Here is a 25,608-nt window from a genome sequence, read left to right as displayed (position 1 = left end):
AAATATGAAATTAAATAAATCCCATTTCGAGATACATAGACGTTTCCGAAATGGGATTCTTCTTTTAACCATATTAATGTTCTTATTGATACTGGTTTTGTGTTTTTTTCCCAATTCGACAAATAGCTCAAATAATCTTGTAGCACTTACAAAATATCAATCGCAGATAGATTCATTGAAAAATGAAGCTTTTAATAAGAAGAAAGAGTATAATCTAAGGCCATTTAATCCAAACTTTATAACAGAATATAAAGGTTATGTTTTAGGGATGTCCACCGACGAGTTAGATAGACTTTATGTATATCGTAAAAAAGAGAAGTGGATAAATTCTGTGTGGGATTTTAAAAAAGTTACTGGGGTTTCTGATTCATTATTAGCAGTAATTTCGCCTTTATTTAAATTTCCGGATTGGGTACAAAATTCTAAAAAATCAAAACCTTATAAAAAAGTACAATATCCTGTAAAATCTTTTGCTCAGAAAGAAGATCTTAATGGTGTTACTTCTAAGGAATTTCAAGAGATTATTGGTGTGCCGGATTTCATTGCAGATAGGATTGTAAAACGAAGAGATAGATTAAATGGCTTTATAAGTGATTTACAGCTTAAAGATGTTGTAGGTTTGTATGAAAATCAACGAAAAAAAATTCTGTCTTTCTACACGGTCAAGACTAATACTAAATTCAAAAAAATTAATATTAATAATGCTTCGGTAAAAGAACTAATGGAGGTGCCATATTTTGATTTTGAGACTGCATTGGAAATTAAAGATTTTATTGACGAGCATGAAGGGGTGTCTAGTTTTGAAGAATTAGGAAAAATTGAGGGTTTTTCTTTAGAAAAAATAGATAGAATAGCGTTATATTTGGAATTAAATTAAAAATCGGAGAAAATTATCGTAATTTTTGATAATATGTAAATTCTTAAAAAGGTTTTTATGTGTTTTATTTACGGTAATATGTTAGCTATATAAATCAAAAGTTATCATTTAAACAACATGTATTTTACAGAAGAGCACGAATTATTTAGAAAAAGTCTAAAAGATTTTTTACAAAAGGAGGTAGTTCCACATATAGATAAGTGGGAAAAGACTGGTGATATAGAACGTTTCATTTGGGAGAAATTCGGTGAAATGGGATATTTTGGAATAGCTTATCCGGAGGAATATGGAGGATTAGGTTTAGATCTTTTTTATACGGTAATATTTTTAGAAGAACTACAAAAAATAAATTCTGGAGGTTTTGCCGCAGCAATGTGGGCTCATGTTTATTTAGCTATGACTCACGTGAATAAAGAAGGAGATCATAGAATTAAGGAAAAATACCTTAAGTCTAGTATTACTGGAGAGAAAATAGGATGTCTCTGTATTTCTGAACCTTTTGGAGGTTCTGATGTAGCAGGTATGAGAACTACTGCCGTAAAAGAAGGAGATTCTTATGTTATAAATGGTTCAAAGACATTTATTACTAATGGTGTTTACAGCGATTATCTTGTAGTAGCCGCAAAAACTACTCCTGATCTTGGAAACAAAGGGATTAGTATTTTTATAATGGATAGAGAAACCCCTGGTATTTCAGCAACCAAATTAGATAAACTTGGATGGAAGGCATCTGACACAGGTGAGATAGCTTTTGATAATGTTGTAATTCCGGCAGAGAATTTAATGGGAGAAGAGGATAAAGGATTCTCATATATAATGCAGCATTTTGCATTAGAAAGGTTGATAATGGGTATCAATGCGCACGCTAGAGCTGAATTTGCCTTGGATTATGCTATTAAGTATATGGGAGAACGAGAAGCTTTTGGGAGAACAATAGATAAGTTTCAAGCACTTCGTCATTCAGTAGCTGATATGGCTAGTGAATTAGAAATGTGTAAAGAATTTAATTATTCAATAGCTAAAAGGTTGAATGATGGACAATATGTGGTAAAAGAGGCAAGTATGTCTAAACTAATGTCTACGAAAATAGCAGATGAAGTCATTTATAAGTGTCTTCAGTTGTTAGGTGGGTATGGCTATATGGAGGAATATCCATTGGCAAGACTGTTTAGAGATAGTCGATTAGGACCAATAGGAGGAGGCACCTCTGAAATCTTAAGAGAGATTATCGCCAAAATGGTAATTGATAAAAAGGAATACAAACCAGCGGTGAAAGCGTAAAATAGATTAATGTTTTGGCGAAAATTGTTTTCAATTCGCCAAAATGGTAATGAACAATACTATTTTTTAAAAATTATACAAAATCTGCAGTCTTGAGTTGAGGAATCAATTCTTACTGCGGATTTTCTTTTTATTGGCATAAAAAAGTGATGAATCAATATTTTTCAGCAGCTGTTTTTAGATAAATACTAAAATTTTATCAACACGAAAACGTTTGAGTAAACTTTCAAACGTTTTCGTTGTGGGTAAAAATATTACATTGTTGAAAATTTAACACAAAAAACACTTTTTTATGAAAACTTTTAAATTCGTTTATTTTCTGTTAGCGATGTTTTTTATCGTTTCGTGTGGTAAAGACGAAATTCTAGATTCTGTAGAGCCCGAATCAATCAAACCAGAAGAATCGGTTTCTACTAGAGCGGGTCTTAAAACTATAGGATCTGGGGTAATGATGCAAGCTTTTTATTGGGATGTTCCTGCTGGTGGTACTTGGTGGAATGTTGTGAAAGGAAAAGTTAATGCCTGGAGTAATGCAGGTGTTGATGCAATATGGTTACCACCTGTGAGTAAAGCTCAAAATGGAACATTTTCTATGGGATATGATCCTTTTGATTATTATGATTTTGGCCAATACAATCAAATGGGAAGTACAGAGACAAGGTTTGGATCTAAATCAGAATTAGAATCTTTAATTTCTAATGCCCATAATAAAGGACTGAATGTAATTGCCGATATAGTAATTAATCATAATAGTGGTGGTGATTTAGAATGGAATGAATTTGCGGGTAAAAATACATACACAAAGTTTGACCCAATGTCTAATAAGTTCAATAGAACTAAATATGATTTTCACCCTAATGAAGCATATAATTCTGATAGCGGTATTTTTGGAGGATTTCCTGATTTAAGCCACAATAAAGCCTATGTTCAGGATTGGTTATGGAAAAGAAGTAATTCCGTAGCGAAGTATTATAAAAATACAATGGGATTCGATGGGTATCGATTTGATTATGTAAAAGGTTTTGAACCTTGGGTAGCGAAAGAATTCCGTAAGTCTACAGGAGTATTTGGAGTAGGAGAGTATTGGGATGGAAATGTAAATACTCTTAAGTGGTGGACAGATCAGGCAGAGATGTCAGCATTTGATTTTGCTTGTTATTATAAAATGAGAGATGCATTTGTGGGTAATAATTTGAATGCACTTAGTGGTGATATGCTTTGGAAGAGAAATGCAAGTAGAGCAGTTACGTTTGTGGCAAATCATGATACCGATGAGATTTATACTAATAAGTTATTGGCATACGCTTACATTTTAACTCATGAGGGATATCCTGCACTTTTTTATAGAGATTATGAGGATTGGTTGAGTAAGAGTAAGTTGAATAATTTGATTTGGATTCATAATAATTTAGCTGGAGGTAATACATCAAACTTATGGACAGATAATGATGAGTATATTGCAAGAAGAAATGGTGGTGGAGGAAAGAATGGTTTAATTGTGTATATCAATAATTCTAATTCTTGGAAAGAAAGATGGATTCAGACAAATTGGTCCAGTAAAAGAATAAAAGATTATACGGGTAATTCTAGTTGGGAGCCAGTAACTCAGGGAGGAAAATGGGTTAAGATACAAGCCCCGCCAAAAGGATATACGGTATGGTCTCTTAAGTAGTTATTTGATTTTGAGTAATATATTAGGAAAGTGTTATTGGTTTAATGGTGCATTTGAGTGCGTCCAATAACTGTTTTTATTGTACAGATAGTGTAGCGCCTAAAATTAAAAATGATGAAATATAAACTTCGTGTAAAAAAAGCTTTGTAGATAATACTTTTGTGTTATATTTGCATCCTAATTTTTAAAGAAAGGAGGTAACACTATGTTAATTATACCAGTTAAAGACGGAGAAAATATAGATAGAGCGTTAAAACGTTTTAAACGTAAATTCGACAGAACAGGAACAATGCGTCAGTTGCGCAAGCGTCAGGCGTTCACAAAGCCTTCTGTAGAGCGTAGAGCTCAGGTTCAAAAAGCGCAGTACATTCAGCACTTGAGAGACCAAGAAGAAATTTAAAAAAAAAATGTTGAGGCGTTGTATGTTTTGATTTCTATGTATTGAGATCAAACTTCGTTTTTCAGTATATATAAATTAAGCCATTAGAAGCAAAAGTTTTATATTTTTGCTATCTAATGGCTTTTTTATGTTTATTCAAGAATTTGTAGATTATTTGTTTTTAGAGAAAAAGTACTCTGCTAATACTGTCGCTGCTTATAAGGCAGATTTATTGTCTTTTATTGAGTTTTATGAAGATGAGTATGAAGTGAAGGATATTTCAAAATCAAATTATACTCAAATTCGTTCTTGGATAGTTAGTTTGGTGGATAAAGAAGTTTCTAATAGAACAATTAATAGGAAGGTGTCTTCTCTTAAGACTTATTTTAAATTTTTGCTTAAATCAGAGCAGATAGAAAAGAATCCATTAGCTAAGCATAAAGCATTGAAAGCTTCAAAAAAGCTGCAAATTCCGTTTTCTGATGTAGAGGTTGATCAAGTGTTAAAAGAATTGTTAAGCGGATCGGATTTTAAAAGTGTAAGAGATCGATTAATTGTTGAGTTGTTTTATGCTACTGGAATGCGTAGAATTGAGTTAGTAAACCTTAGGATAATGGATGTGGATATTTCTTCTAAGCAAGTTAAAGTTCTTGGTAAGCGCAATAAGGAAAGGTATGTTCCTTTAATACCTTCTGTTCTTGAGACTGTAAAACAGTATTTAGAATTACGTAAAGAGGTTGTTAGGGTGTCTGATGATTCTTCTTTGTTACTTACAGAAAAAGGAGTTAAAATATATGAAACACTTGTTTATCGAGTGATAAATGGCTATTTTAGTAAGGTATCTTCAAAAGTTAAAAGAAGCCCGCATATATTGAGACATTCATTTGCGACACATCTACTTAATGAGGGTGCTAACTTAAATGCTGTAAAAGAGTTACTAGGTCATTCTAGTTTAGCAGCTACTCAGGTGTATACACATCAAAGTATAGCTCAGCTGGCAAAAGTATATAAACAATCCCATCCAAGGAATAAAAAATAAATTGTAAGCTGCTTTTTTTTAATTTCTTTTAGGCTTTAAATATTTGTTTAACCAATTAATATAACACCTATGAAAGTGAACTTGCAATCCGTAAATTTTAATGTTGATCAAAAGTTGATAGATTTTACTCAAGCAAAATTGGATAAATTAGAAAATCATTTTAGTCGTATTATTTATGCTGATGTTTTTCTAAAAGTTATGAATACAAGTGGTAAGGAGAATAAGATTACCGAAATTTTGTTGAGTGTGCCGGGAGATGAGTTTATAATTAAGAAAATAAACAAAAGTTTTGAAGGAGGTGTGGATGAGTGTGTTAGTTCGTTAGAAAGACAGTTGAGAAAACGTAAGGAAAAATTAAATACACATGTTTGAACATTTTTTTTAAAAAATGTTTTGTGTAAGAAATAAATTCTATACATTTGCAGTCCGTTAGAAATAGCGGACTTTTTTATGCTTAAAAAAGTAATCAAAAGCCGATGTAGCTCAGCTGGCTAGAGCAGCTGATTTGTAATCAGCAGGTCGTGGGTTCGAGTCCCTCCATCGGCTCAAAAAAGGTTAAGATTTTGAAAAAAATAAACCTTTTTTTTTGTAAAATTTTGAATTGTAAAATATTTGATTACTTTTGCGCTTCGAAATTTAGAAGTTCATTCTGAAATAATGATTTTATTGGGGAGATACTCAAGCGGCCAACGAGGGCAGACTGTAAATCTGCTGACTACGTCTTCGCAGGTTCGAATCCTGCTCTCCCCACAACCTTCAATTTTGTTTTCAAAATTGTAAACGCGGGAGTAGCTCAGTTGGTAGAGCGTCAGCCTTCCAAGCTGAATGTCGCCAGTTCGAACCTGGTCTCCCGCTCTTAAAAAATACAGAGCTAATCTTGATGCATTATTAGCATTGGATTTTTAAAATAGAATGTGATGAATCGGTTTTCTTTTTAAGTAAATTAAAGGACTCTGGTTTATCATTGTGTACTTTAAAAAGCCGGTGTAGCTCAGGGGTAGAGCGTTTCCTTGGTAAGGAAGAGGTCACGAGTTCAAATCTCGTCATTGGCTCTTGGTTCAGAAGCATTAATTGAACACTAATATATAACTAAGATTAAATAAATTAATTATGGCAAAGGAAACTTTTGATCGTTCCAAACCGCACTTAAATATTGGTACTATTGGACACGTTGATCACGGTAAAACAACTTTAACGGCTGCTATTACTAAGGTATTGGCAGATGCTGGTCTTTCTGAGGCTAGAGATTTCGATACTATCGATAACGCTCCAGAAGAAAAAGAAAGAGGTATTACAATTAATACATCTCACGTAGAATACCAAACAGCTAACCGTCATTATGCGCACGTTGACTGTCCAGGTCACGCCGATTATGTTAAGAACATGGTAACTGGTGCTGCTCAGATGGATGGAGCTATATTAGTAGTAGCTGCTACCGATGGACCTATGCCACAAACTCGTGAGCATATCCTTTTAGGACGTCAGGTAGGTATTCCAAGAATCGTTGTATTCCTTAACAAAGTGGATATGGTTGATGATGAGGAGCTTTTAGAGTTAGTAGAGATGGAAGTAAGAGATCTTCTTTCTTTCTATGAGTATGACGGAGATAATGGACCTGTAGTTGCTGGATCTGCACTAGGAGCTCTTAACGGAGAACAAAAGTGGGTTGATACGGTTTTAGAATTAATGAAAGAAGTGGATGCTTGGATTGAAGAGCCATTACGTGAGATCGACAAAGATTTCTTAATGCCGATTGAAGATGTATTCTCTATTACTGGTCGTGGGACAGTAGCAACTGGACGTATAGAGACTGGTATCGCTAATACTGGGGATCCTGTTGAGATCATCGGTATGGGAGCTGAGAAATTAACTTCTACAATCACTGGTATTGAGATGTTCCGTCAAATCCTTGATAGAGGAGAAGCTGGAGATAACGCTGGTATCTTATTAAGAGGTATTGAGAAAACTCAGATTTCTCGTGGTATGGTAATTACTAAGCCTGGATCTGTAACTCCACATGCTAAATTCAAAGCTGAGGTTTATATCCTTAAGAAAGAAGAAGGTGGACGTCACACTCCATTCCATAATAACTACCGTCCTCAGTTCTACGTTCGTACGACTGACGTAACTGGAAACATTGCGCTTCCTGATGGAGTTGAGATGGTAATGCCTGGAGATAACTTAACTATTACTGTTGAGCTTATTCAGCCAATTGCAATGAATGTAGGTCTTCGTTTTGCTATCCGTGAAGGTGGTAGAACAGTAGGTGCCGGTCAGGTAACTGAAATTTTAGACTAATAATATAGATAATATAAGGAAAGGTATTCGTTACGGCGAATACCTTGACTTATGTATACGGGTTTAGCTCAGTTGGTAGAGCACTGGTCTCCAAAACCAGGTGTCGGGAGTTCGAGTCTCTCAACCCGTGCATAGAAAGTTTAAGTTGTTATGTTTTAATAGCATAGTAATTTTAAGATAAATTTCAAATGACAAATTTGTCATTAAAAAGAATAGAAAGATGGCTGGATTAATAAATTATATTTCGGAATCATATAGCGAGTTGAAAAATCACGTTACTTGGACTCCTTGGGCAGAAGCGCAGAGACTTACTTTAGTTACAATTGTGTTTTCTGTAATTTTTTCCTTAGCTATCTGGGGAGTTGATACTGTATTCAGTAATATGATAGAGTATTATTTCACTTTAGTTAAATCATAATTAGATATGGCTGAGGTTAGTAATACAAAAAAATGGTACGTAGTACGTGCTGTAAGTGGTCAAGAGAACAAGGTTAAGGATTACATAGAGCGAGAAATTGCTCATATGGGTATGGAAGACTATGTTTCTCAGATTTTGGTTCCAACTGAAAAGGTGGTACAAATTCGTAATGGAAAAAAAATAAATAAGGAGAGAGTTTATTTTCCAGGGTATGTGATGATAGAAGCAAACCTTTCTGGAGAAATTCCTCATATAATAAAATCTATTAACGGAGTTATAGGTTTTCTTGGAGAAGTAAAAGGTGGTGATCCTGTACCTTTAAGAAAAGCGGAAATTAATCGAATGCTTGGAAAAGTAGATGAGCTAGCTGTTAAAACAGACAATGTAGCCATCCCTTATACTGTTGGTGAAACGGTAAAAGTAATTGATGGTCCATTTAATGGATTTAATGGTACTGTAGAGAAGGTAAATGAAGAAAAGCGTAAGCTAGAAGTAATGGTTAAGATTTTTGGAAGAAAAACACCATTAGAATTAAGTTATATGCAAGTAGAAAAAGTATAATAATTGTTACATTATATATCCTGAATTGTTCTTATTGCTTCCACTTTATGGAACAATTCTAATTTAAAATTAGAAAAATGGCTAAAGAGATAAGTAAGGTTGTAAAACTTCAAGTACGTGGAGGAGCGGCTAACCCATCCCCACCAGTTGGACCTGCTTTAGGTGCTGCCGGAGTGAATATCATGGAATTCTGTAAGCAATTCAATGGTAGAACACAAGATAAGGCTGGTAAAGTATTGCCAGTTGTTATTAATGTTTACAAGGACAAATCTTTTGACTTTGTAATCAAAACTCCACCTGCAGCAGTTCAAATACTGGAAGCAGCAAAAACGAAAAAAGGTTCAGGAGAGCCAAATCGTAAAAAAGTGGCTAGTGTTACTTGGGATCAAGTTCGTACAATCGCAGAAGATAAAATGCAAGATTTAAATGCATTTACTGTAGAATCTGCTATGAAAATGATTGCCGGTACCGCTCGTTCAATGGGTGTAACTGTAAAAGGACAAGCTCCTTTTTAATCCAAAAACGTGTAGAAAATGGCAAAAGTAACTAAAAAGCAAAAGGAAGTTAGAGCTAAAGTCGAAAAGAATAAAGCATATTCTGTAGACGAAGCTTCTGCTTTAGTAAAAGAAATAACAAACGTAAATTTTGATGCATCGGTAGATCTAGCTGTTCGTTTGAACGTAGATCCTCGTAAAGCAAATCAAATGGTACGTGGTGTGGTAACATTACCACACGGAACAGGAAAGGATGTTAAAGTTCTTGCATTGGTAACACCAGATAAAGAAGCAGAGGCTAAAGAAGCTGGGGCTGATTTTGTAGGTCTTGATGAATATCTAGACAAGATTAAAGGTGGATGGACTGATGTAGATGTGATCATTACAATGCCTAGTGTTATGGGTAAATTAGGTCCATTAGGTCGAGTATTAGGACCTCGTGGTTTAATGCCTAACCCTAAGACAGGTACAGTGACAATGGATATAGCAAAAGCTGTCTCTGATGTTAAAGCTGGTAAAATTGACTTCAAAGTTGATAAAACTGGTATTGTACATGCTGCAATTGGAAAGTCATCTTTTTCTGCTGATAAGATTGCAGGAAATGCAAAAGAATTATTAACAACGTTAGTGAAGTTAAAACCTGTGGCTGCTAAAGGTGTGTATATTAAGTCAATATATATGTCTTCTACAATGAGCCCTAGTCTGGAGATTGATTCCAAGAACTATGCTGGTAATTAAGATAAACGATTATGACAAGAGAAGAAAAATCACAAGTAATTGAAGACTTAACTGCTCAGTTAGCTGAAAACTCTAATATCTATTTAGCTGATATTTCAGGTTTGGATGCAGGAACAACTTCAAATTTACGTAGAGCTTGTTTTAAAGCTAACGTATCATTAAAAGTAATTAAGAATACGCTCCTTGCGAAAGCAATGGAGAAATCAGATAAGGAGTTTGGAGAATTGCCTGACGTATTGAAAGGTAATACCTCTATTATGTTTTCCGAAACAGGAAATGCACCGGCAAAAGTTATCAAGGAATTTCGTAAGAAATCTGAGAAACCTGTATTAAAAGGAGCTTTTGTTGAATCTGCAATTTTTGTAGGTGACGAAAACTTAGATAAACTTGTAGAGATCAAGTCTAAGGAAGAAGTTATTGGAGATATTATTGGCTTATTACAATCGCCTGCTAAGAATGTTATTTCAGCATTAAAATCTAGCGGTGGTACTATAGCTGGTATCCTTAAAACATTATCCGAGAAAGAAGGATAATCAAGCGTGTACGCACTTTTTAACAAATTATATTTCAATTAAAAAAAATTATTTAAAACGATAGAAAATGGCAGATTTAAAAGATTTCGCAGAACAATTAGTTAACTTAACAGTAAAAGAAGTTAATGAATTAGCAGATATACTAAAAGAAGAGTATGGTATTGAGCCTGCTGCTGCTGCAGTAGCTGTTGCTGCTGGTGGTGCTGGTGGTGGTGAAGCTGCAGAAGAAAAATCAGAATTTGATGTAATTCTTAAAGCTCCAGGAGGTGCTAAATTAGCAGTTGTAAAATTAGTAAAAGAATTAACTGGTCTAGGTCTTAAGGATGCTAAAGGATTAGTTGATGGTGCTCCAAGTGCAATCAAAGAAGGAGTAGCAAAAGATGAAGCAGAAGCTCTTAAAGCTCAATTAGAAGAGGCTGGAGCAGAGGTTGAGCTTAAGTAAGCTTACCATATATTGACATAGAGGTTTAGACCTGGAGAATTTTCTCTAAGGTCTAAACCATTTTGCGTATATAAATATGATGTATTAAAATACGCTGTTTTTTAAATTTTAATTTAATTCCGTCCATTGATGTTAGCAACGCAAACTGAAAGATTGAATTTTTCTTCCGTAAAGAATAGACCTGACTATCCAGATTTTTTGGATATCCAGATCAAATCCTTTCAAGACTTTTTTCAATTAGAAACAAAGTCAGAAGAAAGAGGAAATGAGGGTCTTTATAATACCTTCATGGAAAATTTCCCGATTACGGATACACGTAATCAATTTGTACTAGAATTTTTAGACTACTTTGTAGATCCACCAAGATATGATTTACAAGAATGTATAGAGAGAGGACTTACTTATAGTGTTCCTCTTAAAGCACGTCTAAAACTTTTCTGTACTGATCCAGAACACGAAGATTTTGAAACGATTGTACAGGACGTATATTTAGGAACAATCCCTTATATGACTCCTAGTGGTACATTTTGTATTAATGGAGCAGAACGTGTTGTTGTATCTCAATTACACCGTTCACCAGGTGTTTTCTTTGGACAATCATTCCACGCGAATGGAACTAAGCTATATTCTGCGAGAGTAATTCCTTTTAAAGGTTCTTGGATAGAATTTGCTACAGATATCAATAGCGTTATGTACGCATATATTGATAGAAAGAAAAAATTACCAGTTACTACTCTTTTCCGTGCTATCGGATTTGAAAGAGATAAAGATATATTAGAAATTTTCGACCTTGCAGAGGAAGTAAAAGTTTCTAAGTCTGGATTAAAAAAAGTATTAGGTCGTAAGTTAGCTGCTCGTGTATTGAATACATGGCACGAAGATTTTGTTGATGAAGATACAGGAGAGGTTGTTTCTATCGAACGTAACGAAATTGTATTAGATCGTGATACTGTTTTAGATAAAGATCACTTAGATGAGATCGTGGATTCTGGAGCTAAAACCATTTTACTTCACAAAGAAGATAATCAAAAAGGTGATTATGCGATAATCCATAATACATTACAAAAAGATCCTACGAACTCAGAAAAAGAAGCCGTAGAACACATATACCGTCAATTACGTAATGCAGAACCGCCTGATGAAGAAACTGCAAGAGGTATTATTGATAAATTATTCTTCTCTGATCAACGTTACAACCTTGGTGAGGTAGGTCGTTACAGAATGAATAAGAAGTTAGGTCTTAATATCGAAATGGATAAGCAAGTTCTTACCAAAGAAGATATTATTACTATTATAAAATACTTAATTGAATTAATCAATTCAAAAGCTGAGATTGATGATATTGATCACTTATCTAACCGTCGTGTAAGAACTGTTGGTGAGCAATTATCGCAACAGTTTGGAGTTGGTCTAGCACGTATGGCACGTACAATTCGTGAGCGTATGAATGTTAGAGATAATGAAGTGTTTACACCAATTGATTTAATTAATGCAAAGACTTTGTCTTCCGTAATTAATTCATTCTTTGGAACGAATCAGTTATCTCAGTTTATGGATCAAACAAATCCATTAGCAGAGATTACTCATAAGCGTAGGCTTTCTGCATTAGGGCCAGGTGGTCTGTCAAGAGAGCGAGCTGGTTTTGAGGTTCGAGATGTACATTATACGCATTATGGTCGATTATGTCCAATTGAAACTCCGGAAGGTCCGAATATTGGATTAATATCTTCACTAGCGGTATTCGCAAAGGTGAATTCAATGGGATTCTTAGAAACTCCTTATCGTAAGGTTGAGGATGGAAAAGTAGATTTAAGTGAGTTTAGATATTTAAGTGCTGAAGAGGAAGAAGAAAAATTAATAATGCAAGCCAATTTACCATTAGAAGAAGATGGTAAAATTCAAAGTGATAAGGTTATTGCACGTATGGAAGGTGACTTCCCAGTGATAGAGCCAACATCTGTAAATTATGCCGATGTCGCTCCTAATCAGATAGCTTCTATTTCTGCATCTTTGATTCCTTTCTTAGAACATGATGATGCGAACCGTGCATTGATGGGATCAAATATGATGCGTCAGGCAGTACCATTATTAAGAGTTGATGCACCAATCGTAGGTACAGGATTAGAACGTCAGGTAGCTTCAGACTCTCGAGTATTAATTAACTCAGAAGGAGCAGGAGTTGTTGAGTATGTAGATGCACAAAAGATAACTATCAAGTACGATAGAACGGAAGAACAGAGAATGGTAAGTTTTGATAGTGATTCTAAAACTTATAACCTGATTAAATTCCGTAAAACGAACCAAGGTACTTCTATAAATCTTAAACCGATTGTAAGAGTTGGTGATAGAGTAAATAAAGGACAAGTTTTATGTCAGGGTTATGCAACCGAAAATGGAGAACTTGCTTTAGGTAGAAACATGAAGGTTGCCTTCATGCCTTGGAAAGGATATAACTTTGAGGATGCAATTGTAATTTCTGAAAAAGTAGTTAGAGATGATATCTTTACTTCTATTCATATCGACGAGTACTCTTTAGAAGTAAGAGATACTAAATTAGGTAATGAAGAGTTAACGAATGATATTCCTAATGTTTCAGAAGAAGCTACAAAAGATCTTGATGAAAACGGAATGATCCGTGTAGGTGCTGAAATTAAACCAGGAGATATTCTTATTGGTAAGATTACTCCAAAAGGAGAAAGTGATCCTACACCAGAAGAGAAGCTACTAAGAGCCATTTTTGGTGATAAAGCAGGAGATGTTAAAGATGCTTCTTTAAAAGCTTCGCCATCATTACATGGTGTTGTTATAGACAAGAAGTTATTTGCCCGTGCTATCAAAGATAAACGTAAACGTTCTCAGGATAAAGAGGATATTTCTATCTTAGAGAGATCATATGATGCGAAATTTGCTTTATTAAAAGCAGAATTAGTAGATAAGTTATTTGTTATTGTAGGAGGTAAAACTTCACAAGGAGTTATTAATGACTTAGGAGAAGAAGTACTTCCTAAAGGTAAGAAGTTTACTCAGAAAATGCTTAATAGTGTTGATGATTATGCTCACCTTACAAAGGGTACTTGGACTACTGATGATAGTCTTAATAAGATGGTTGCGGACCTTATCCACAACTTCAAGATTAAAGAAAATGATTTACAAGGTAACTTGCGTAGAGAGAAGTTTACAATCTCTGTGGGAGATGAATTACCTTCTGGAATTATAAAACTTGCTAAAGTTTACATTGCTAAAAAACGTAAATTAAAAGTAGGTGATAAGATGGCAGGTCGTCACGGTAACAAAGGTATTGTTGCACGTATCGTAAGAGAAGAAGATATGCCGTTCTTAGAAGATGGAACACCGGTAGATATTGTATTAAATCCACTAGGGGTACCTTCTCGTATGAATATTGGTCAGATCTATGAAACCGTATTGGGTTGGGCAGGTCAGAAATTAGGTAGAAAATATGCTACTCCAATTTTTGATGGAGCTTCCTTAGATCAGATCAATGAATTTACTGATGAAGCGGGTATTCCAAGGTTTGGACATACATATTTATATGATGGTGGTACAGGAGATCGTTTTGATCAACCAGCAACGGTAGGTGTGATTTACATGCTTAAGTTAGGTCATATGGTTGATGATAAAATGCACGCACGTTCTATTGGTCCTTATTCATTGATTACGCAGCAACCACTTGGTGGTAAGGCTCAGTTTGGTGGTCAGCGTTTTGGAGAGATGGAAGTATGGGCATTAGAGGCATATGGAGCTTCTGCTACCCTTCGTGAAATATTGACTGTTAAATCTGATGATGTTATAGGAAGAGCTAAAACATACGAGAGTATTGTAAAAGGTGAGCCTATGCCAGAACCTGGATTACCGGAATCATTCAACGTATTGATGCACGAATTGAAAGGTCTTGGTCTGGATATCAGATTAGAAGAATAATATATATGAAATCGTACCCCGAGTGTATACAAAGGGTACGATTATACTATACTATTATTCAAAATTAAATTACAATAATTCTTAAGTAACCATATATTATGGCAAGAAATAATGATAAGAATGCAGTAAAGAGGTTTAATAAAATCTCGATAGGTTTAGCATCTCCTGAGTCTGTTTTAGCAGCATCGAAAGGAGAGGTTCTTAAGCCTGAAACTATTAATTATCGTACTCACAAACCAGAACGTGATGGTTTGTTCTGTGAGCGTATTTTTGGACCTGTTAAGGACTTTGAGTGTGCTTGTGGTAAATATAAAAGAATTCGTTACAAGGGGATCGTATGTGATCGATGTGGTGTAGAAGTAACGGAAAAGAAAGTTCGTAGAGATCGTGTAGGACATATTAATTTAGTTGTGCCAGTTGCGCATATTTGGTATTTCCGTTCTTTACCTAACAAAATAGGATATTTATTAGGTCTTCCTTCGAAGAAATTGGATATGATTATTTACTACGAAAGATATGTAGTAATTCAGCCAGGTATCGCAAAGAATGAAGAAGGTGAGCCGGTTCAGAAAATGGACTTCCTTACAGAAGAAGAGTATCTTAATATCTTAGATAGTCTTCCTCAAGAGAATCTATATCTTGATGACACAGACCCTAATAAGTTCATCGCTAAGATGGGAGCAGAGTGTCTTATCGAAATTCTAAAAAGAATTGATCTTGATGAGTTGTCATATGAATTAAGACATAAGGCAAATAATGAAACATCTAAGCAACGTAAAACTGAAGCTTTAAAACGTCTTCAGGTTGTAGAATCTTTACGTGATGCTAATAAGAATAGAGAAAATCGTCCAGAATGGATGATACTTAAAGTGGTTCCGGTAATTCCACCAGAATTACGTCCTTTAGTGCCGTTAGATGGAGGTCGTTTTGCTACCTCTGATTTGAATGATTTGTATCGTCGTGTAATTATTCGTAACAATCGTTTGAAGCGTTTGATGGAAATCAAAGCTCCAGAAGTAATTTTACGTAATGAAAAGCGTATGTTACAAGAATCGGTAGATTCTTTATTCGATAATACTCGTAAAGCTTCTGCAGTTAAAACTGATTCTAATAGACCATTAAAATCACTTTCAGATTCTTTAAAAGGTAAGCAAGGACGTTTCCGTCAGAACTTACTAGGTAAACGTGTGGATTATTCTGCTCGTTCGGTAATTGTTGTAGGACCAGAATTGAAATTATTCGAATGTGGTCTTCCAAAGAATATGGCGGCTGAGCTATACAAACCATTCGTGATTAGAAAATTGATTGAACGTGGTATTGTAAAGACAGTAAAGTCAGCTAAGAAAATTATAGATAGAAAAGAGCCTGTAGTTTGGGATATCTTAGAGAATGTTCTTAAAGGACATCCAGTATTACTAAACCGTGCTCCTACGCTTCACCGTTTGGGTATTCAGGCATTCCAGCCAAAACTTATTGAAGGTAAAGCGATACAGTTACACCCATTAGTGTGTACGGCATTTAACGCCGATTTTGATGGAGATCAGATGGCGGTGCATTTACCACTAGGACCAGAAGCAATATTAGAATCACAGTTATTGATGTTAGCATCACATAACATTTTGAATCCTGCGAATGGTTCACCAGTTACAGTACCTTCTCAGGATATGGTATTAGGACTTTATTACATGACTAAATCACGTAGATCAACTAAGGATTTAGTAATTAAAGGTGAAGATCTTACTTTTTATTCTCCAGAAGAGGTTGTTATTGCGTATAATGAGAAAAGACTTGATATCAATGCTAATATAAAAGTTAGAACACAAGATATTGAAGACGGGGAGTTAGTTACTAAAATTATAGAAACTACTACTGGTAGAGTTTTATTTAATGAAAAAGTACCAGAAAAAGCAGGTTATATCAACGAAGTATTAACCAAAAAATCTCTTAGAGATATTATTGGAGATATTTTGAAAGTAACTAGTGTTCCTGAAACTGCGGCGTTCCTAGATGAAATCAAAACATTAGGATATAACTTCGCATTTAGAGGAGGATTATCTTTTAGTTTAGGGGATATCATTATTCCTAAAGAAAAGCATACAATGATTGCCGATGCTAATGCTAAAGTAGACGATATTGTAGGGAATTATAACATGGGTCTTATTACTAATAATGAGCGTTATAATCAGGTGATTGATATTTGGACTTCAACTAATGCTGAATTGACAGAATTGTCAATGAAGCGTATTAGAGAAGATCAACAAGGGTTTAACTCAGTATATATGATGCTTGACTCTGGAGCAAGGGGATCTAAAGAACAGATTCGTCAGCTTACAGGTATGCGTGGATTGATGGCTAAACCAAAGAAATCTAATTCAGCTGGTGGAGAAATTATTGAGAATCCAATTCTTTCTAACTTTAAGGAAGGTCTATCAATTCTTGAATATTTTATATCTACTCACGGTGCTCGTAAAGGTCTTGCCGATACTGCACTTAAAACTGCAGATGCAGGATACCTTACACGTCGTTTAGTTGATGTAGCACAAGATGTTATTGTTAATATAGAAGATTGTGGAACATTAAGAGGTGTAGAGGTTACCCCGCTAAAGAAAAATGAAGAAATTATTGAAGGTCTTGCTGCTAGAATTACCGGTAGAACTTCATTAGTTGATGTTATTAACCCATTGACTCAAGAAGTTCTGGTAGAAGCAGGAGTTGAGATTGATGATGTTATAGCTAAAAATATAGAGAATTCTCCAGTAGAATCGGTAGAAGTTCGTTCTGCGTTAACTTGTGAAGCTAAGAAAGGTATTTGTGTAAAATGTTATGGTCGTAACCTAGCAACTGGTAAAACAGTTCAGCGTGGTGAAGCAGTTGGTGTTGTGGCAGCACAATCAATTGGAGAACCAGGTACACAGCTTACATTACGTACATTCCACGTGGGAGGTATTGCAAGTAACATTTCTGAAGAAAATCAATTGAAATCTAAATTTGCAGGTAAAGCAGAGATAGATGAATTGAAAACTGTTAAAGGTCAAGATTCAGACGGAAATGATATTGATGTAGTAATCTCTCGTACTTCTGAGGTTAAGGTCGTAGACCCTAAAACTAAGATAGTACTTAGTACAAATTTAATACCATACGGTTCTCAGCTATTTATTAATAGTGGAGATACTGTTAAGAAAGATCAGAGTATCTGTCAATGGGATCCATATAACGGTGTGATTATTTCAGAATTTGCTGGAAAAGTAAGTTATGAAAATGTTGAGCAAGGTATTACTTATCAAGTAGAAATAGATGAACAAACTGGATTCCAGGAAAAAGTAATCTCAGAATCTCGTGATAAGAAAAAGATACCTACGTTATTAATAATGGGTAAAGATGACGAAGTTCTTCGTTCTTATAACCTTCCGGTAGGAGCCCATCTTATGGTAGATGATAATGATAAGATTAATGTTGGTAAGATTTTAGTGAAGATTCCTCGTAAGTCAGCGAAAGCTGGTGATATTACAGGAGGTCTTCCACGTGTAACGGAATTATTCGAAGCGCGTAATCCATCTAACCCAGCTGTTGTGAGTGAGATTGATGGTGTAGTGTCATTTGGTAAGATTAAGCGTGGTAATCGTGAGATTATTGTAGAATCTAGAATTGGAGAAATCAAGAAATACCTTGTGAAGTTATCTAATCAGATTCTTGTTCAAGAGAATGATTTTGTACGTGCAGGTATGCCATTATCTGATGGTTCTGTAACTCCAGAAGATATTTTGAAAATCAAAGGACCTTCAGCTGTACAACAGTATTTAGTTAATGAGGTACAGGAGGTATATAGATTACAGGGTGTGAAGATTAACGATAAGCATTTTGAAGTAGTAGTACGTCAGATGATGCGTAAAGTTAGAATTCAAGATCCAGGTGATACTATTTTCTTAGAAAATCAATTAGTTCATAAGTCTGATTTCATTCAGGAAAATGATGCTATCTTCGGAATGAAGGTTGTAGAAGAAGCTGGTGATAGTGAAAACTTAAAAGCTGGTCAGATTATTTCTCCAAGAGATCTTAGAGATGAGAATTCTATTTTGAGAAGGGAAGATAAAAACTTAGTAGAAGCAAGAGATGTTACTCCTGCTACAGCGACTCCGATACTTCAGGGTATTACAAGAGCTTCGCTTCAGACTAAGTCATTTATTTCTGCTGCTTCATTCCAGGAAACTACAAAAGTATTAAATGAAGCTGCTGTAAGTGGTAAAGTTGATGACTTAGAAGGATTAAAAGAGAATGTAATCGTTGGACATAGAATTCCAGCTGGAACAGGTATGAGAGATTACGAAAGTATCATAGTTGGTTCCAAGGAAGAATTCGAAGATCGAATGGAACAAAGACAAGAAGTAAATTATAATTAATCAGTTAAAGCCTGCCAATTGGCAGGCTTTCTGTTTTTAAGAAGCTATTAGCTTTCATAAAATAGTATAAAATGGCAGAGGAAAAGAAACAAAAACAAAATCAGTTAAATATAGAATTAGATGATGCAATAGCTGATGGAGTATATAGTAACTTGGCAATTATTAATCACTCGGTATCTGAGTTTGTGGTTGACTTTGTTAATATTATGCCAGGTAGACCTAAAAGTAAAGTAAAGAGTAGGATTATTTTAACTCCTCAACATGCTAAAAGGTTATTAAAAGCTTTAGGTGATAATGTGTCAAGGTTTGAAGCTGCACATGGGGAGATTAAGGATTATGATCAGCCACCGATTCCATTGAATTTTGGCCCTACAGGTCAAGCATAAAGTATATATAACTTTTTATTATATAAAAATCCGCTTCTTGTAAAAAGAGCGGATTTTTTTTATATCAGAATTTTGAATTTGATAAGGATATATAATTTGTTATCTTAAACATTCTTTATTTAATATATTAAAATATGTCGGATAGAATTAAAACATATTCAGAATTTTATAGATTCTACCTAATGGAACATCAAAATAAGACTAGTAGGACTTTACATTTCGTAGGAACCTTTTTGGTTTTTGTTATTATAGGATTTGCTATATTTTATGGGTGGAGTTGGAAGTGGTTTTTGGTGCCTTTAGTCGGTTATGGTTTTGCATGGGTTGGTCATGCTTTTTTTGAAAAGAATAAGCCTGCTACATTTAAATATCCTTTTTGGAGTTTGATTTCAGATTTTAAATTGTTTTTTGAAATTCTCGCAGGAAAACGTGGGTTTGATAGTTCAAAAGATTGATATAGGATTTAATTATAACAATTATTGAATTGATAGTTTTTTATAATGACTAAAAAATAAACAGGTTAAATGTAACTTGTTTAATGTCTTTTAATTTTAAAGACGTATAAATAGTTGTTTTCTTTGTAAAAGTGTTTAAAAATAGTTTTAAAATGAGTTTAGAATTCGGATGTGAAATGAAAAGTGATAGAAGGATATTTTTGTTGCGTCATTTGTAAGCTAAACGAAGAATCTGCTAAAAATACTAATTGGCCTTGTTTATCCTTTGCAAGAAATTTACTTTTAACTCGTTTAAAATCTTTAAACTCATCATTATTTTCATCCTCTACATATATCCAACAAGCTTTATGTACATTTAAATTTTCATAAGTACATTTTGCTCCGTATTCATGTTCTAGTCTATATTGTATTACTTCATATTGAAGTGCACCAACTGTACCAATCACTTTTCTTCCATTTAATTCTAAGGTAAATAGCTGGGCTACTCCTTCATCCATTAACTGATCAATACCTTTTGCTAATTGTTTGGATTTTAGTGGGTCAGCATTGTTAATGTATCTAAAATGTTCAGGAGAAAAACTGGGAATACCTTTGTAGTTTAATTGTTCTCCAGTTGTTAAGGTATCACCGATTTTAAAATTACCAGTATCGTGTAAACCTACAATATCTCCGGGATATGAGATATCTACAATTTCTTTCTTTTCGGCAAAAAATGCATTTGGACTAGAGAATTTAAGTTTTTTATTGTGCCTTGTATGTAAATATGGTACATTCCGTTCGAAAGTTCCAGAAACTATTTTAATAAAAGCTAATCTGTCTCGGTGTTTAGGGTCCATATTCGCATGGATTTTAAATACAAAACCTGTAAAATCTTTCTCATCAGGTTGTACTACTCTGGTATCACTTTCTTTAGCTCTTGGAGTAGGTGCTATGGATATAAAACAATCAAGTAATTCACGCACACCAAAATTATTTAAAGCAGAACCAAAAAATACAGGTTGTAAATCTCCTTTTTGATATAATTCTTTATCGAATGATGGATAAATACCTTCGACTAATTCTATTTCTTCTCTCAGAGTGTCTGCTGCTGTGTCGCCAATCAAAGTGTTAAGCTCAGGTGATGATAAATCAGATACTTCAATGGTTTCTTCAATATTTTTTCTGCTATCTCCGCTAAAAAGATTGATGTTTTTTTCCCAGATATTATAAATTCCTTTAAAATCATATCCCATACCAATAGGAAAGCTCAAAGGTGTTACTTTTAATCCCAATTTTTGTTCCACTTCATCTAAAAGTTCGAAGGCATCTTTTCCTTCTCGATCTAGTTTGTTTATAAATACAATCATTGGAATATTTCTCATTCTGCAGACAGAAACTAATTTTTCAGTTTGTTCCTCTACACCTTTAGCAACATCAATAACTACAATTACACTGTCAACGGCCGTTAAAGTTCTAAAAGTATCTTCAGCAAAATCCTTATGTCCAGGAGTATCTAAAATGTTTATTTTAACTCCTTGGTATTCAAAGGCTAATACAGAAGTGGCTACCGAAATTCCTCTTTGGCGTTCGATTTCCATGAAATCACTGGTCGCACCTTTTTTAATTTTATTGGATTTAACAGCTCCCGCTTCTTGGATTGCTCCTCCGAATAGAAGTAGCTTTTCTGTTAATGTTGTTTTACCAGCATCTGGATGCGATATGATTCCAAATGTTCTTCGTCTCTTTATTTCTTCTGAGAATTTCATTGTAGTTCTATTGCTAAAGTTTGCAAATATACTATATAAATGTACAATGAAGATAAGAGACTTAAAAACTACGTTATTTTGAAATGTTATAAATTTCAGTCGTTTTTCGCCGTTCGAAAAGTGTATTTCGTCGAAAAAAAGAAAAAAATTTGGGGAATTAAGTGTTAATTGTTCTAATGTATGCCATATTTGTATATATAATGAATTACGGTTTTACCGTAAAGATATTATATGTTTTTAAAATATAAATATTATTTAAGATATTTATGAATGGTAAATAAAGGTTATACCCAAACTTTTATATACTGTTGTAAACCATCGTCATATGAAAAAAATTACCCAAGTCTTGTTGGGTCAAAGTGCGTTTATGTCTCTTTTGACCTTTATCTTTTTAGTTACCTACAGCGCTTCCGGTCAGGAAGCCAAAGATGGTGATCTTACCGTAACGGCTGCAAATACTGTTCTTAATACCTATAGTCCTGTTACCTCAGATATATCTGCTGGTGATATTACGCTGGATGTGAATAGTGTCGCAACCGATCTTGGAGGTCTTTCTAGTGGAGATTTGATTTTGATTTATCAGGCTCAAGGAGCAACTATCAATACAACTAACACTGTTAGTTATGGTGATATAACTGATTATGGAAGTTCAGGAGTGTATGAGTACGGTTATGTTGCTAGTATAAGTGCGAATACGATAACATTAACCTGTGAGATTGCTAATAGTTATTTTGTGGCGGGTAAAACACAAGTAATTAAGGTCCCACAATATAACACTCTTACTATAGATGCTGGTGCTTCGGTAGTTCCTTTAGCTTGGGAGGATTTTGCAGGAAGTAGACGTGGTGGTCTTGTAGTTATTACAGCAAACATAATAGATATTGAAGGTGATATAGATGGTTCTGGACTTGGATTTAGAGGTGGAGTTGTTGATAATACAACTTCCACGAATGGAACTACGGTTGTTAATGATTTTGTAACTAATGCAAATGGACGAGGAGCAGAAAAAGGAGAAAGTATTGTTGGGTATCAAACGGATTATGATACATTAGGCGGAAGATATGGTAGAGGAGCGCCAGCTAATGGAGGTGGAGGAGGAAACTCTCACAACTCTGGTGGTGGTGGTGGATCTAATGGTAATAACGGTAATACTTGGTTTAATGGTTCTGGTGTAATGTGTTCTGGGTGTATCGGAACTTCTGCATGGACCTTAGATCCCGATTATATAGCAAATGGTAACGCATTAACTAATTCTTCCGGTGGAGGAAGAGGTGGTTATTCTTATGGTTCTAGCAATCAAAATGCGTTAACTCTTGCTCCTGGTAGTGATGCTTGGGGAGGGGATGATAGAGATCCAGTTGGAGGCTTAGGAGGAAGACCTCTTATAGCAAATGAACAAAATAGAATTTTCCTTGGAGGAGGAGGAGGAGCCGGTGATAGAAATAATAGCGCAAGTCAAGATGCTGCTAATGGAGGTGGTATAATACTGCTTGGAGCAAATTCTATTACAGGTTCTGGTAACATAATTGCTAATGGAGCTGATGCTTTACCAACAGTTCCAAACCATAATGACGCACCTGGAGGAGGAGGAGGAGGAGGAAGTATCGTTTTAAGAGCTTCTTCTATAGATAATACTTTAACACTTAGTGTAAATGGTGGAGATGGTGGAGATCAATTAATTACTAATAATGAAAGTGAAGGTCCTGGAGGAGGTGGAGGTGCTGGTTTTGTAGCGGTTTCTGCAGGTTCGCCTACGATTAATATAAATGGAGGTTCTAATGGTATTACTAATAGTGGTGCTGTAACAGAATTTCCGTCTAATGGTGCTACAAGTGGAGGAAGTGGTGAGTCAATAACAGGAATAAGCAATGGAGCAGTTACTTGTTCGAATCCTGGAACAATAAGTGGGGTAGTATATAATGACGCAAATGGTGATAGTGTTCAGAGTGGTGAGTCCGGTATAGGAAGTGTAACAATTACTATTACAGATGTAAATGGAAATACTCAGACCATACAAACAAATCCTGATGGAACATATAGTGCTACTTTACCTCCTGGTAATGCTATTATTGATATTTTGGATTCTGATACAGATTTACCTATTAACGCTGTTCAGACGCAAGGGGATGATCCAACATCTATAACGGTTGTTGCAGGTATTAATACTGCTTCAACTCCAGATGGTTTTGTAGTGGATACTGATGGAGATGGTACAGGTGATCCATTAGATAATTGTCCTACGATTGCTAATGCAGGTCAAGCTGACCAAGATTCTGATAATGTTGGTAATCTTTGTGATAGTGATGATGATAATGACGGGATATTAGACACTGATGAAGGGTTGAATTGTGCATCTTCATCAATTAGTGTTGGAACGGCTCCTTCAGGAAATCAGAATGGAGTAGGTGCTATAAATGATATCTTCGACTTTGATGGAGTAGATGTTGATATTACTACAACGATAAATCAAGTAGATGGAGGAACTTTAAACATATTACAGGTTGATGATCCAACTACTATTAGAATTCAAGGTGAAGAAATAGATGACGGATTATCTGAAAGCTTAGTGTATACTTTTACATTCAGTGAGCCGGTTACTGGTGTTAAGTTTAGGTGGTCTGGAATAGATAGCGGCGATAAAGTAACTGTAAATGCTACCGGTCCGGGAAGTCAAATTATTAATTTGGGATCCTTGATGAGTCCAACGACTTTTCCTAGTGGGAGTTATACAACTACTTCATCTGGGAGTTCTCATGTTATTGTAAATAACGATAGTACATCCCCGTCCATAACTTCTTATACTAATGGTTCGGGCGATACGACACTTAATTATTCAGATATTGTTATAGAGGGATTAGTATCATCTTTTCAAATTACTACAGGGAAAGCAAGGCAAGATGGTGATGTAGCGAATAATGGATTAATAACTTTTTTACTTTCTAATGTTACCTATTGTACATATGAGGATACAGATGGAGATGATATTCCGAATCATCTAGATTTGGATTCTGATGATGATGGCTGTAGTGATGCCAATGAAGCTTATAATGATAGTAATGCGGATGGTGGAGATGGAGGACAGTTTGGAATGACAGATCCGGCAACAGTAGATGGTTCAGGTTTAGTTACAGAAACAGGAGTAGATTATACTCTAGGAACAAATCCTAGGGTTACAAATGATGCTACTACGAATATTTGTGATGCACCAGTTGTAAACGTGTTACATCAAAATCCAGCTTGTAGTAGTACAATTTATAATTTAGTTTGGGATGGTTTTGTCCCTAATGGTATAGATGAATTTGATTGGACTCCGGATGGCGCTCTTACTAATACGTTTTCTAATGTAGATGGATCAGGAATAGATATAACCCATACGTTTTCTGGAGAAACAAGTACTTTAAATGGTTGGCCTGTAACGACTTCTCTTGATACGCCAAGTGTTGCTAGTAATGCTTCCGAGAATTTAGAAGATGAAGTTTTAGAATATTTTACGAATGGATTTGGAGCAACTGGAATTACACAAACAATATCGTTTAGTACAGATATATACTCTATAGGATTTGATCTTTATCATATAAATTCTAATGGAACGAATGGAGATTTATTTACGGTTACTGCGACTGATGGTTTAGGAAATACAATTTTTCCAACATTCACAGATTCAGGAACACCTTCTTATGATTCTGATGAGGCTAATGGAGAAATTAATGCTGAGAGTAGTTCAACAGCAAATGATAATGATCAAATAGGAGTTAATTTTGAAGACTTAGATGGAATCGCAAGTATTACTATTGTTTGGCAAAACTGCGATGGTTGTAGTGCAAATGTGGTTCATGGTGCTGGAATTGGTGGATTTGATTTTTGTACCACTATACCGCCATCAAGTGATTTAAGTATTTCAAAGAGTGCAGTGTTGACTACAGATGCGGATACTAGTGGAAATATTAGTGCTGG

Annotated in this window: 19 protein-coding genes and 5 tRNA genes; 23 read left to right on the top strand and 1 reads right to left on the bottom strand. The window is 34.9% G+C overall.

Annotation, left to right across the window (positions count from 1 at the left end; translation table 11 throughout):
• Positions 1 to 4 precede the first annotated feature (4 nt).
• From BMY33_RS21100 to BMY33_RS20995, 22 genes are all read left to right on the top strand, one after another.
• Entirely contained in the window at positions 5 to 877 is an 873-nt protein-coding gene (locus BMY33_RS21100) for a ComEA family DNA-binding protein (protein ID WP_091412211.1), read from the top strand.
• A 117-nt stretch (positions 878 to 994) separates the two neighbouring features.
• The gene (locus BMY33_RS21095) at positions 995 to 2,158 is read left to right on the top strand and encodes an acyl-CoA dehydrogenase family protein (protein ID WP_091412210.1); all 1,164 of its coding nucleotides are present in this window, start codon (positions 995 to 997) and stop codon (positions 2,156 to 2,158) included.
• Positions 2,159 to 2,450: 292 nt separating this feature from the next.
• Positions 2,451 to 3,830 (top strand): alpha-amylase, encoded by a 1,380-nt coding sequence (locus tag BMY33_RS21090; RefSeq protein ID WP_091412208.1) that lies wholly within the window; start codon positions 2,451 to 2,453, stop codon positions 3,828 to 3,830.
• Between the two features lie 205 nt (positions 3,831 to 4,035).
• Positions 4,036 to 4,230, top strand: a complete 195-nt coding sequence (rpsU, locus tag BMY33_RS21085; RefSeq protein WP_025743950.1) for a 30S ribosomal protein S21 — start codon at positions 4,036 to 4,038, stop codon at positions 4,228 to 4,230.
• Between the two features lie 127 nt (positions 4,231 to 4,357).
• Positions 4,358 to 5,248, top strand: coding sequence for a tyrosine-type recombinase/integrase (locus tag BMY33_RS21080; protein WP_091412207.1), 891 nt, complete (start codon positions 4,358 to 4,360; stop codon positions 5,246 to 5,248).
• Between the two features lie 69 nt (positions 5,249 to 5,317).
• The gene (gene hpf / locus BMY33_RS21075; protein ID WP_091412204.1) at positions 5,318 to 5,620 is read left to right on the top strand and encodes a ribosome hibernation-promoting factor, HPF/YfiA family; all 303 of its coding nucleotides are present in this window, start codon (positions 5,318 to 5,320) and stop codon (positions 5,618 to 5,620) included.
• A 100-nt stretch (positions 5,621 to 5,720) separates the two neighbouring features.
• Positions 5,721 to 5,794 (top strand) — tRNA-Thr (locus tag BMY33_RS21070).
• Between the two features lie 122 nt (positions 5,795 to 5,916).
• Positions 5,917 to 5,998: transfer RNA gene (locus tag BMY33_RS21065), tRNA-Tyr, on the top strand.
• 32 nt (positions 5,999 to 6,030) lie between these two features.
• A tRNA-Gly gene (locus tag BMY33_RS21060) sits at positions 6,031 to 6,103 on the top strand.
• A gap of 125 nt (positions 6,104 to 6,228) precedes the next feature.
• Positions 6,229 to 6,300 (top strand) — tRNA-Thr (locus BMY33_RS21055).
• 58 nt (positions 6,301 to 6,358) lie between these two features.
• Positions 6,359 to 7,546: an elongation factor Tu gene (gene tuf, locus BMY33_RS21050; protein WP_027393794.1), complete on the top strand. Its 1,188-nt coding sequence runs from the start codon at positions 6,359 to 6,361 to the stop codon at positions 7,544 to 7,546.
• A gap of 57 nt (positions 7,547 to 7,603) precedes the next feature.
• A tRNA-Trp gene (locus BMY33_RS21045) sits at positions 7,604 to 7,676 on the top strand.
• Positions 7,677 to 7,766: 90 nt separating this feature from the next.
• On the top strand, positions 7,767 to 7,964 hold the full coding sequence (gene secE / locus BMY33_RS21040; protein WP_091412202.1) for a preprotein translocase subunit SecE: 198 nt from the start codon (positions 7,767 to 7,769) through the stop codon (positions 7,962 to 7,964).
• Positions 7,965 to 7,970: 6 nt separating this feature from the next.
• Positions 7,971 to 8,525 (top strand): transcription termination/antitermination protein NusG, encoded by a 555-nt coding sequence (nusG, locus tag BMY33_RS21035; RefSeq protein ID WP_027393796.1) that lies wholly within the window; start codon positions 7,971 to 7,973, stop codon positions 8,523 to 8,525.
• A gap of 77 nt (positions 8,526 to 8,602) precedes the next feature.
• A complete protein-coding gene (gene rplK, locus BMY33_RS21030) occupies positions 8,603 to 9,040 on the top strand; it encodes a 50S ribosomal protein L11 (protein WP_091412200.1) in 438 nt (145 codons plus the stop codon).
• A gap of 18 nt (positions 9,041 to 9,058) precedes the next feature.
• Positions 9,059 to 9,757 (top strand): 50S ribosomal protein L1, encoded by a 699-nt coding sequence (gene rplA, locus BMY33_RS21025; RefSeq protein ID WP_091412198.1) that lies wholly within the window; start codon positions 9,059 to 9,061, stop codon positions 9,755 to 9,757.
• Positions 9,758 to 9,768: 11 nt separating this feature from the next.
• A complete protein-coding gene (gene rplJ, locus BMY33_RS21020) occupies positions 9,769 to 10,290 on the top strand; it encodes a 50S ribosomal protein L10 (protein ID WP_091412196.1) in 522 nt (173 codons plus the stop codon).
• Between the two features lie 67 nt (positions 10,291 to 10,357).
• A complete protein-coding gene (rplL, locus tag BMY33_RS21015) occupies positions 10,358 to 10,732 on the top strand; it encodes a 50S ribosomal protein L7/L12 (protein ID WP_027393800.1) in 375 nt (124 codons plus the stop codon).
• Positions 10,733 to 10,861: 129 nt separating this feature from the next.
• Positions 10,862 to 14,671, top strand: a complete 3,810-nt coding sequence (rpoB, locus tag BMY33_RS21010) for a DNA-directed RNA polymerase subunit beta (RefSeq protein ID WP_091412194.1) — start codon at positions 10,862 to 10,864, stop codon at positions 14,669 to 14,671.
• A 98-nt stretch (positions 14,672 to 14,769) separates the two neighbouring features.
• A complete protein-coding gene (gene rpoC, locus BMY33_RS21005; RefSeq protein WP_091412193.1) occupies positions 14,770 to 19,068 on the top strand; it encodes a DNA-directed RNA polymerase subunit beta' in 4,299 nt (1,432 codons plus the stop codon).
• A 71-nt stretch (positions 19,069 to 19,139) separates the two neighbouring features.
• Positions 19,140 to 19,454 carry a DUF3467 domain-containing protein gene (locus BMY33_RS21000; protein WP_027393803.1) on the top strand — a complete coding sequence of 105 codons (315 nt, stop codon included), beginning with the start codon at positions 19,140 to 19,142 and terminating at the stop codon, positions 19,452 to 19,454.
• Positions 19,455 to 19,588: 134 nt separating this feature from the next.
• On the top strand, positions 19,589 to 19,909 hold the full coding sequence (locus tag BMY33_RS20995) for an Mpo1-like protein (RefSeq protein ID WP_091412191.1): 321 nt from the start codon (positions 19,589 to 19,591) through the stop codon (positions 19,907 to 19,909).
• A gap of 158 nt (positions 19,910 to 20,067) precedes the next feature.
• Here BMY33_RS20995 and BMY33_RS20990 read toward each other — a convergent pair whose 3' ends face one another.
• Positions 20,068 to 21,654, bottom strand: coding sequence for a peptide chain release factor 3 (locus BMY33_RS20990; protein WP_091412189.1), 1,587 nt, complete (start codon positions 21,652 to 21,654; stop codon positions 20,068 to 20,070).
• A gap of 325 nt (positions 21,655 to 21,979) precedes the next feature.
• Between BMY33_RS20990 and BMY33_RS20985 the strand changes: the two genes are divergently transcribed.
• Positions 21,980 to 25,608 (top strand): beta strand repeat-containing protein (locus BMY33_RS20985; RefSeq protein ID WP_091412187.1); only part of this gene is annotated, 3,629 nt, incomplete at its 3' end.

This window comes from Aquimarina amphilecti (assembly GCF_900109375.1).
Taxonomy (GTDB): Bacteria; Bacteroidota; Bacteroidia; order Flavobacteriales; family Flavobacteriaceae; genus Aquimarina; species Aquimarina amphilecti.
Note: the sequence above shows the minus strand (reverse complement) of the source record. Positions and strands in the feature narration are given on the sequence as shown.

Coding starts and splice junctions, on each gene's coding strand:
- rplA (WP_091412198.1), top strand. CDS start 9,059: ATGGCAAAAGTAACTAAAAAGCAAAAGGAAGTTAGAGCTAAAGTCGAA.
- rpoB (WP_091412194.1), top strand. CDS start 10,862: ATGTTAGCAACGCAAACTGAAAGATTGAATTTTTCTTCCGTAAAGAAT.
- rpoC (WP_091412193.1), top strand. CDS start 14,770: ATGGCAAGAAATAATGATAAGAATGCAGTAAAGAGGTTTAATAAAATC.
- nusG (WP_027393796.1), top strand. CDS start 7,971: ATGGCTGAGGTTAGTAATACAAAAAAATGGTACGTAGTACGTGCTGTA.
- rplJ (WP_091412196.1), top strand. CDS start 9,769: ATGACAAGAGAAGAAAAATCACAAGTAATTGAAGACTTAACTGCTCAG.
- BMY33_RS21095 (WP_091412210.1), top strand. CDS start 995: ATGTATTTTACAGAAGAGCACGAATTATTTAGAAAAAGTCTAAAAGAT.
- BMY33_RS20990 (WP_091412189.1), bottom strand. CDS start 21,654: ATGAAATTCTCAGAAGAAATAAAGAGACGAAGAACATTTGGAATCATA.
- BMY33_RS21000 (WP_027393803.1), top strand. CDS start 19,140: ATGGCAGAGGAAAAGAAACAAAAACAAAATCAGTTAAATATAGAATTA.
- rplL (WP_027393800.1), top strand. CDS start 10,358: ATGGCAGATTTAAAAGATTTCGCAGAACAATTAGTTAACTTAACAGTA.
- tuf (WP_027393794.1), top strand. CDS start 6,359: ATGGCAAAGGAAACTTTTGATCGTTCCAAACCGCACTTAAATATTGGT.
- rplK (WP_091412200.1), top strand. CDS start 8,603: ATGGCTAAAGAGATAAGTAAGGTTGTAAAACTTCAAGTACGTGGAGGA.
- BMY33_RS21100 (WP_091412211.1), top strand. CDS start 5: ATGAAATTAAATAAATCCCATTTCGAGATACATAGACGTTTCCGAAAT.
- BMY33_RS20995 (WP_091412191.1), top strand. CDS start 19,589: ATGTCGGATAGAATTAAAACATATTCAGAATTTTATAGATTCTACCTA.
- BMY33_RS21090 (WP_091412208.1), top strand. CDS start 2,451: ATGAAAACTTTTAAATTCGTTTATTTTCTGTTAGCGATGTTTTTTATC.
- rpsU (WP_025743950.1), top strand. CDS start 4,036: ATGTTAATTATACCAGTTAAAGACGGAGAAAATATAGATAGAGCGTTA.
- BMY33_RS21080 (WP_091412207.1), top strand. CDS start 4,358: ATGTTTATTCAAGAATTTGTAGATTATTTGTTTTTAGAGAAAAAGTAC.
- hpf (WP_091412204.1), top strand. CDS start 5,318: ATGAAAGTGAACTTGCAATCCGTAAATTTTAATGTTGATCAAAAGTTG.
- secE (WP_091412202.1), top strand. CDS start 7,767: ATGGCTGGATTAATAAATTATATTTCGGAATCATATAGCGAGTTGAAA.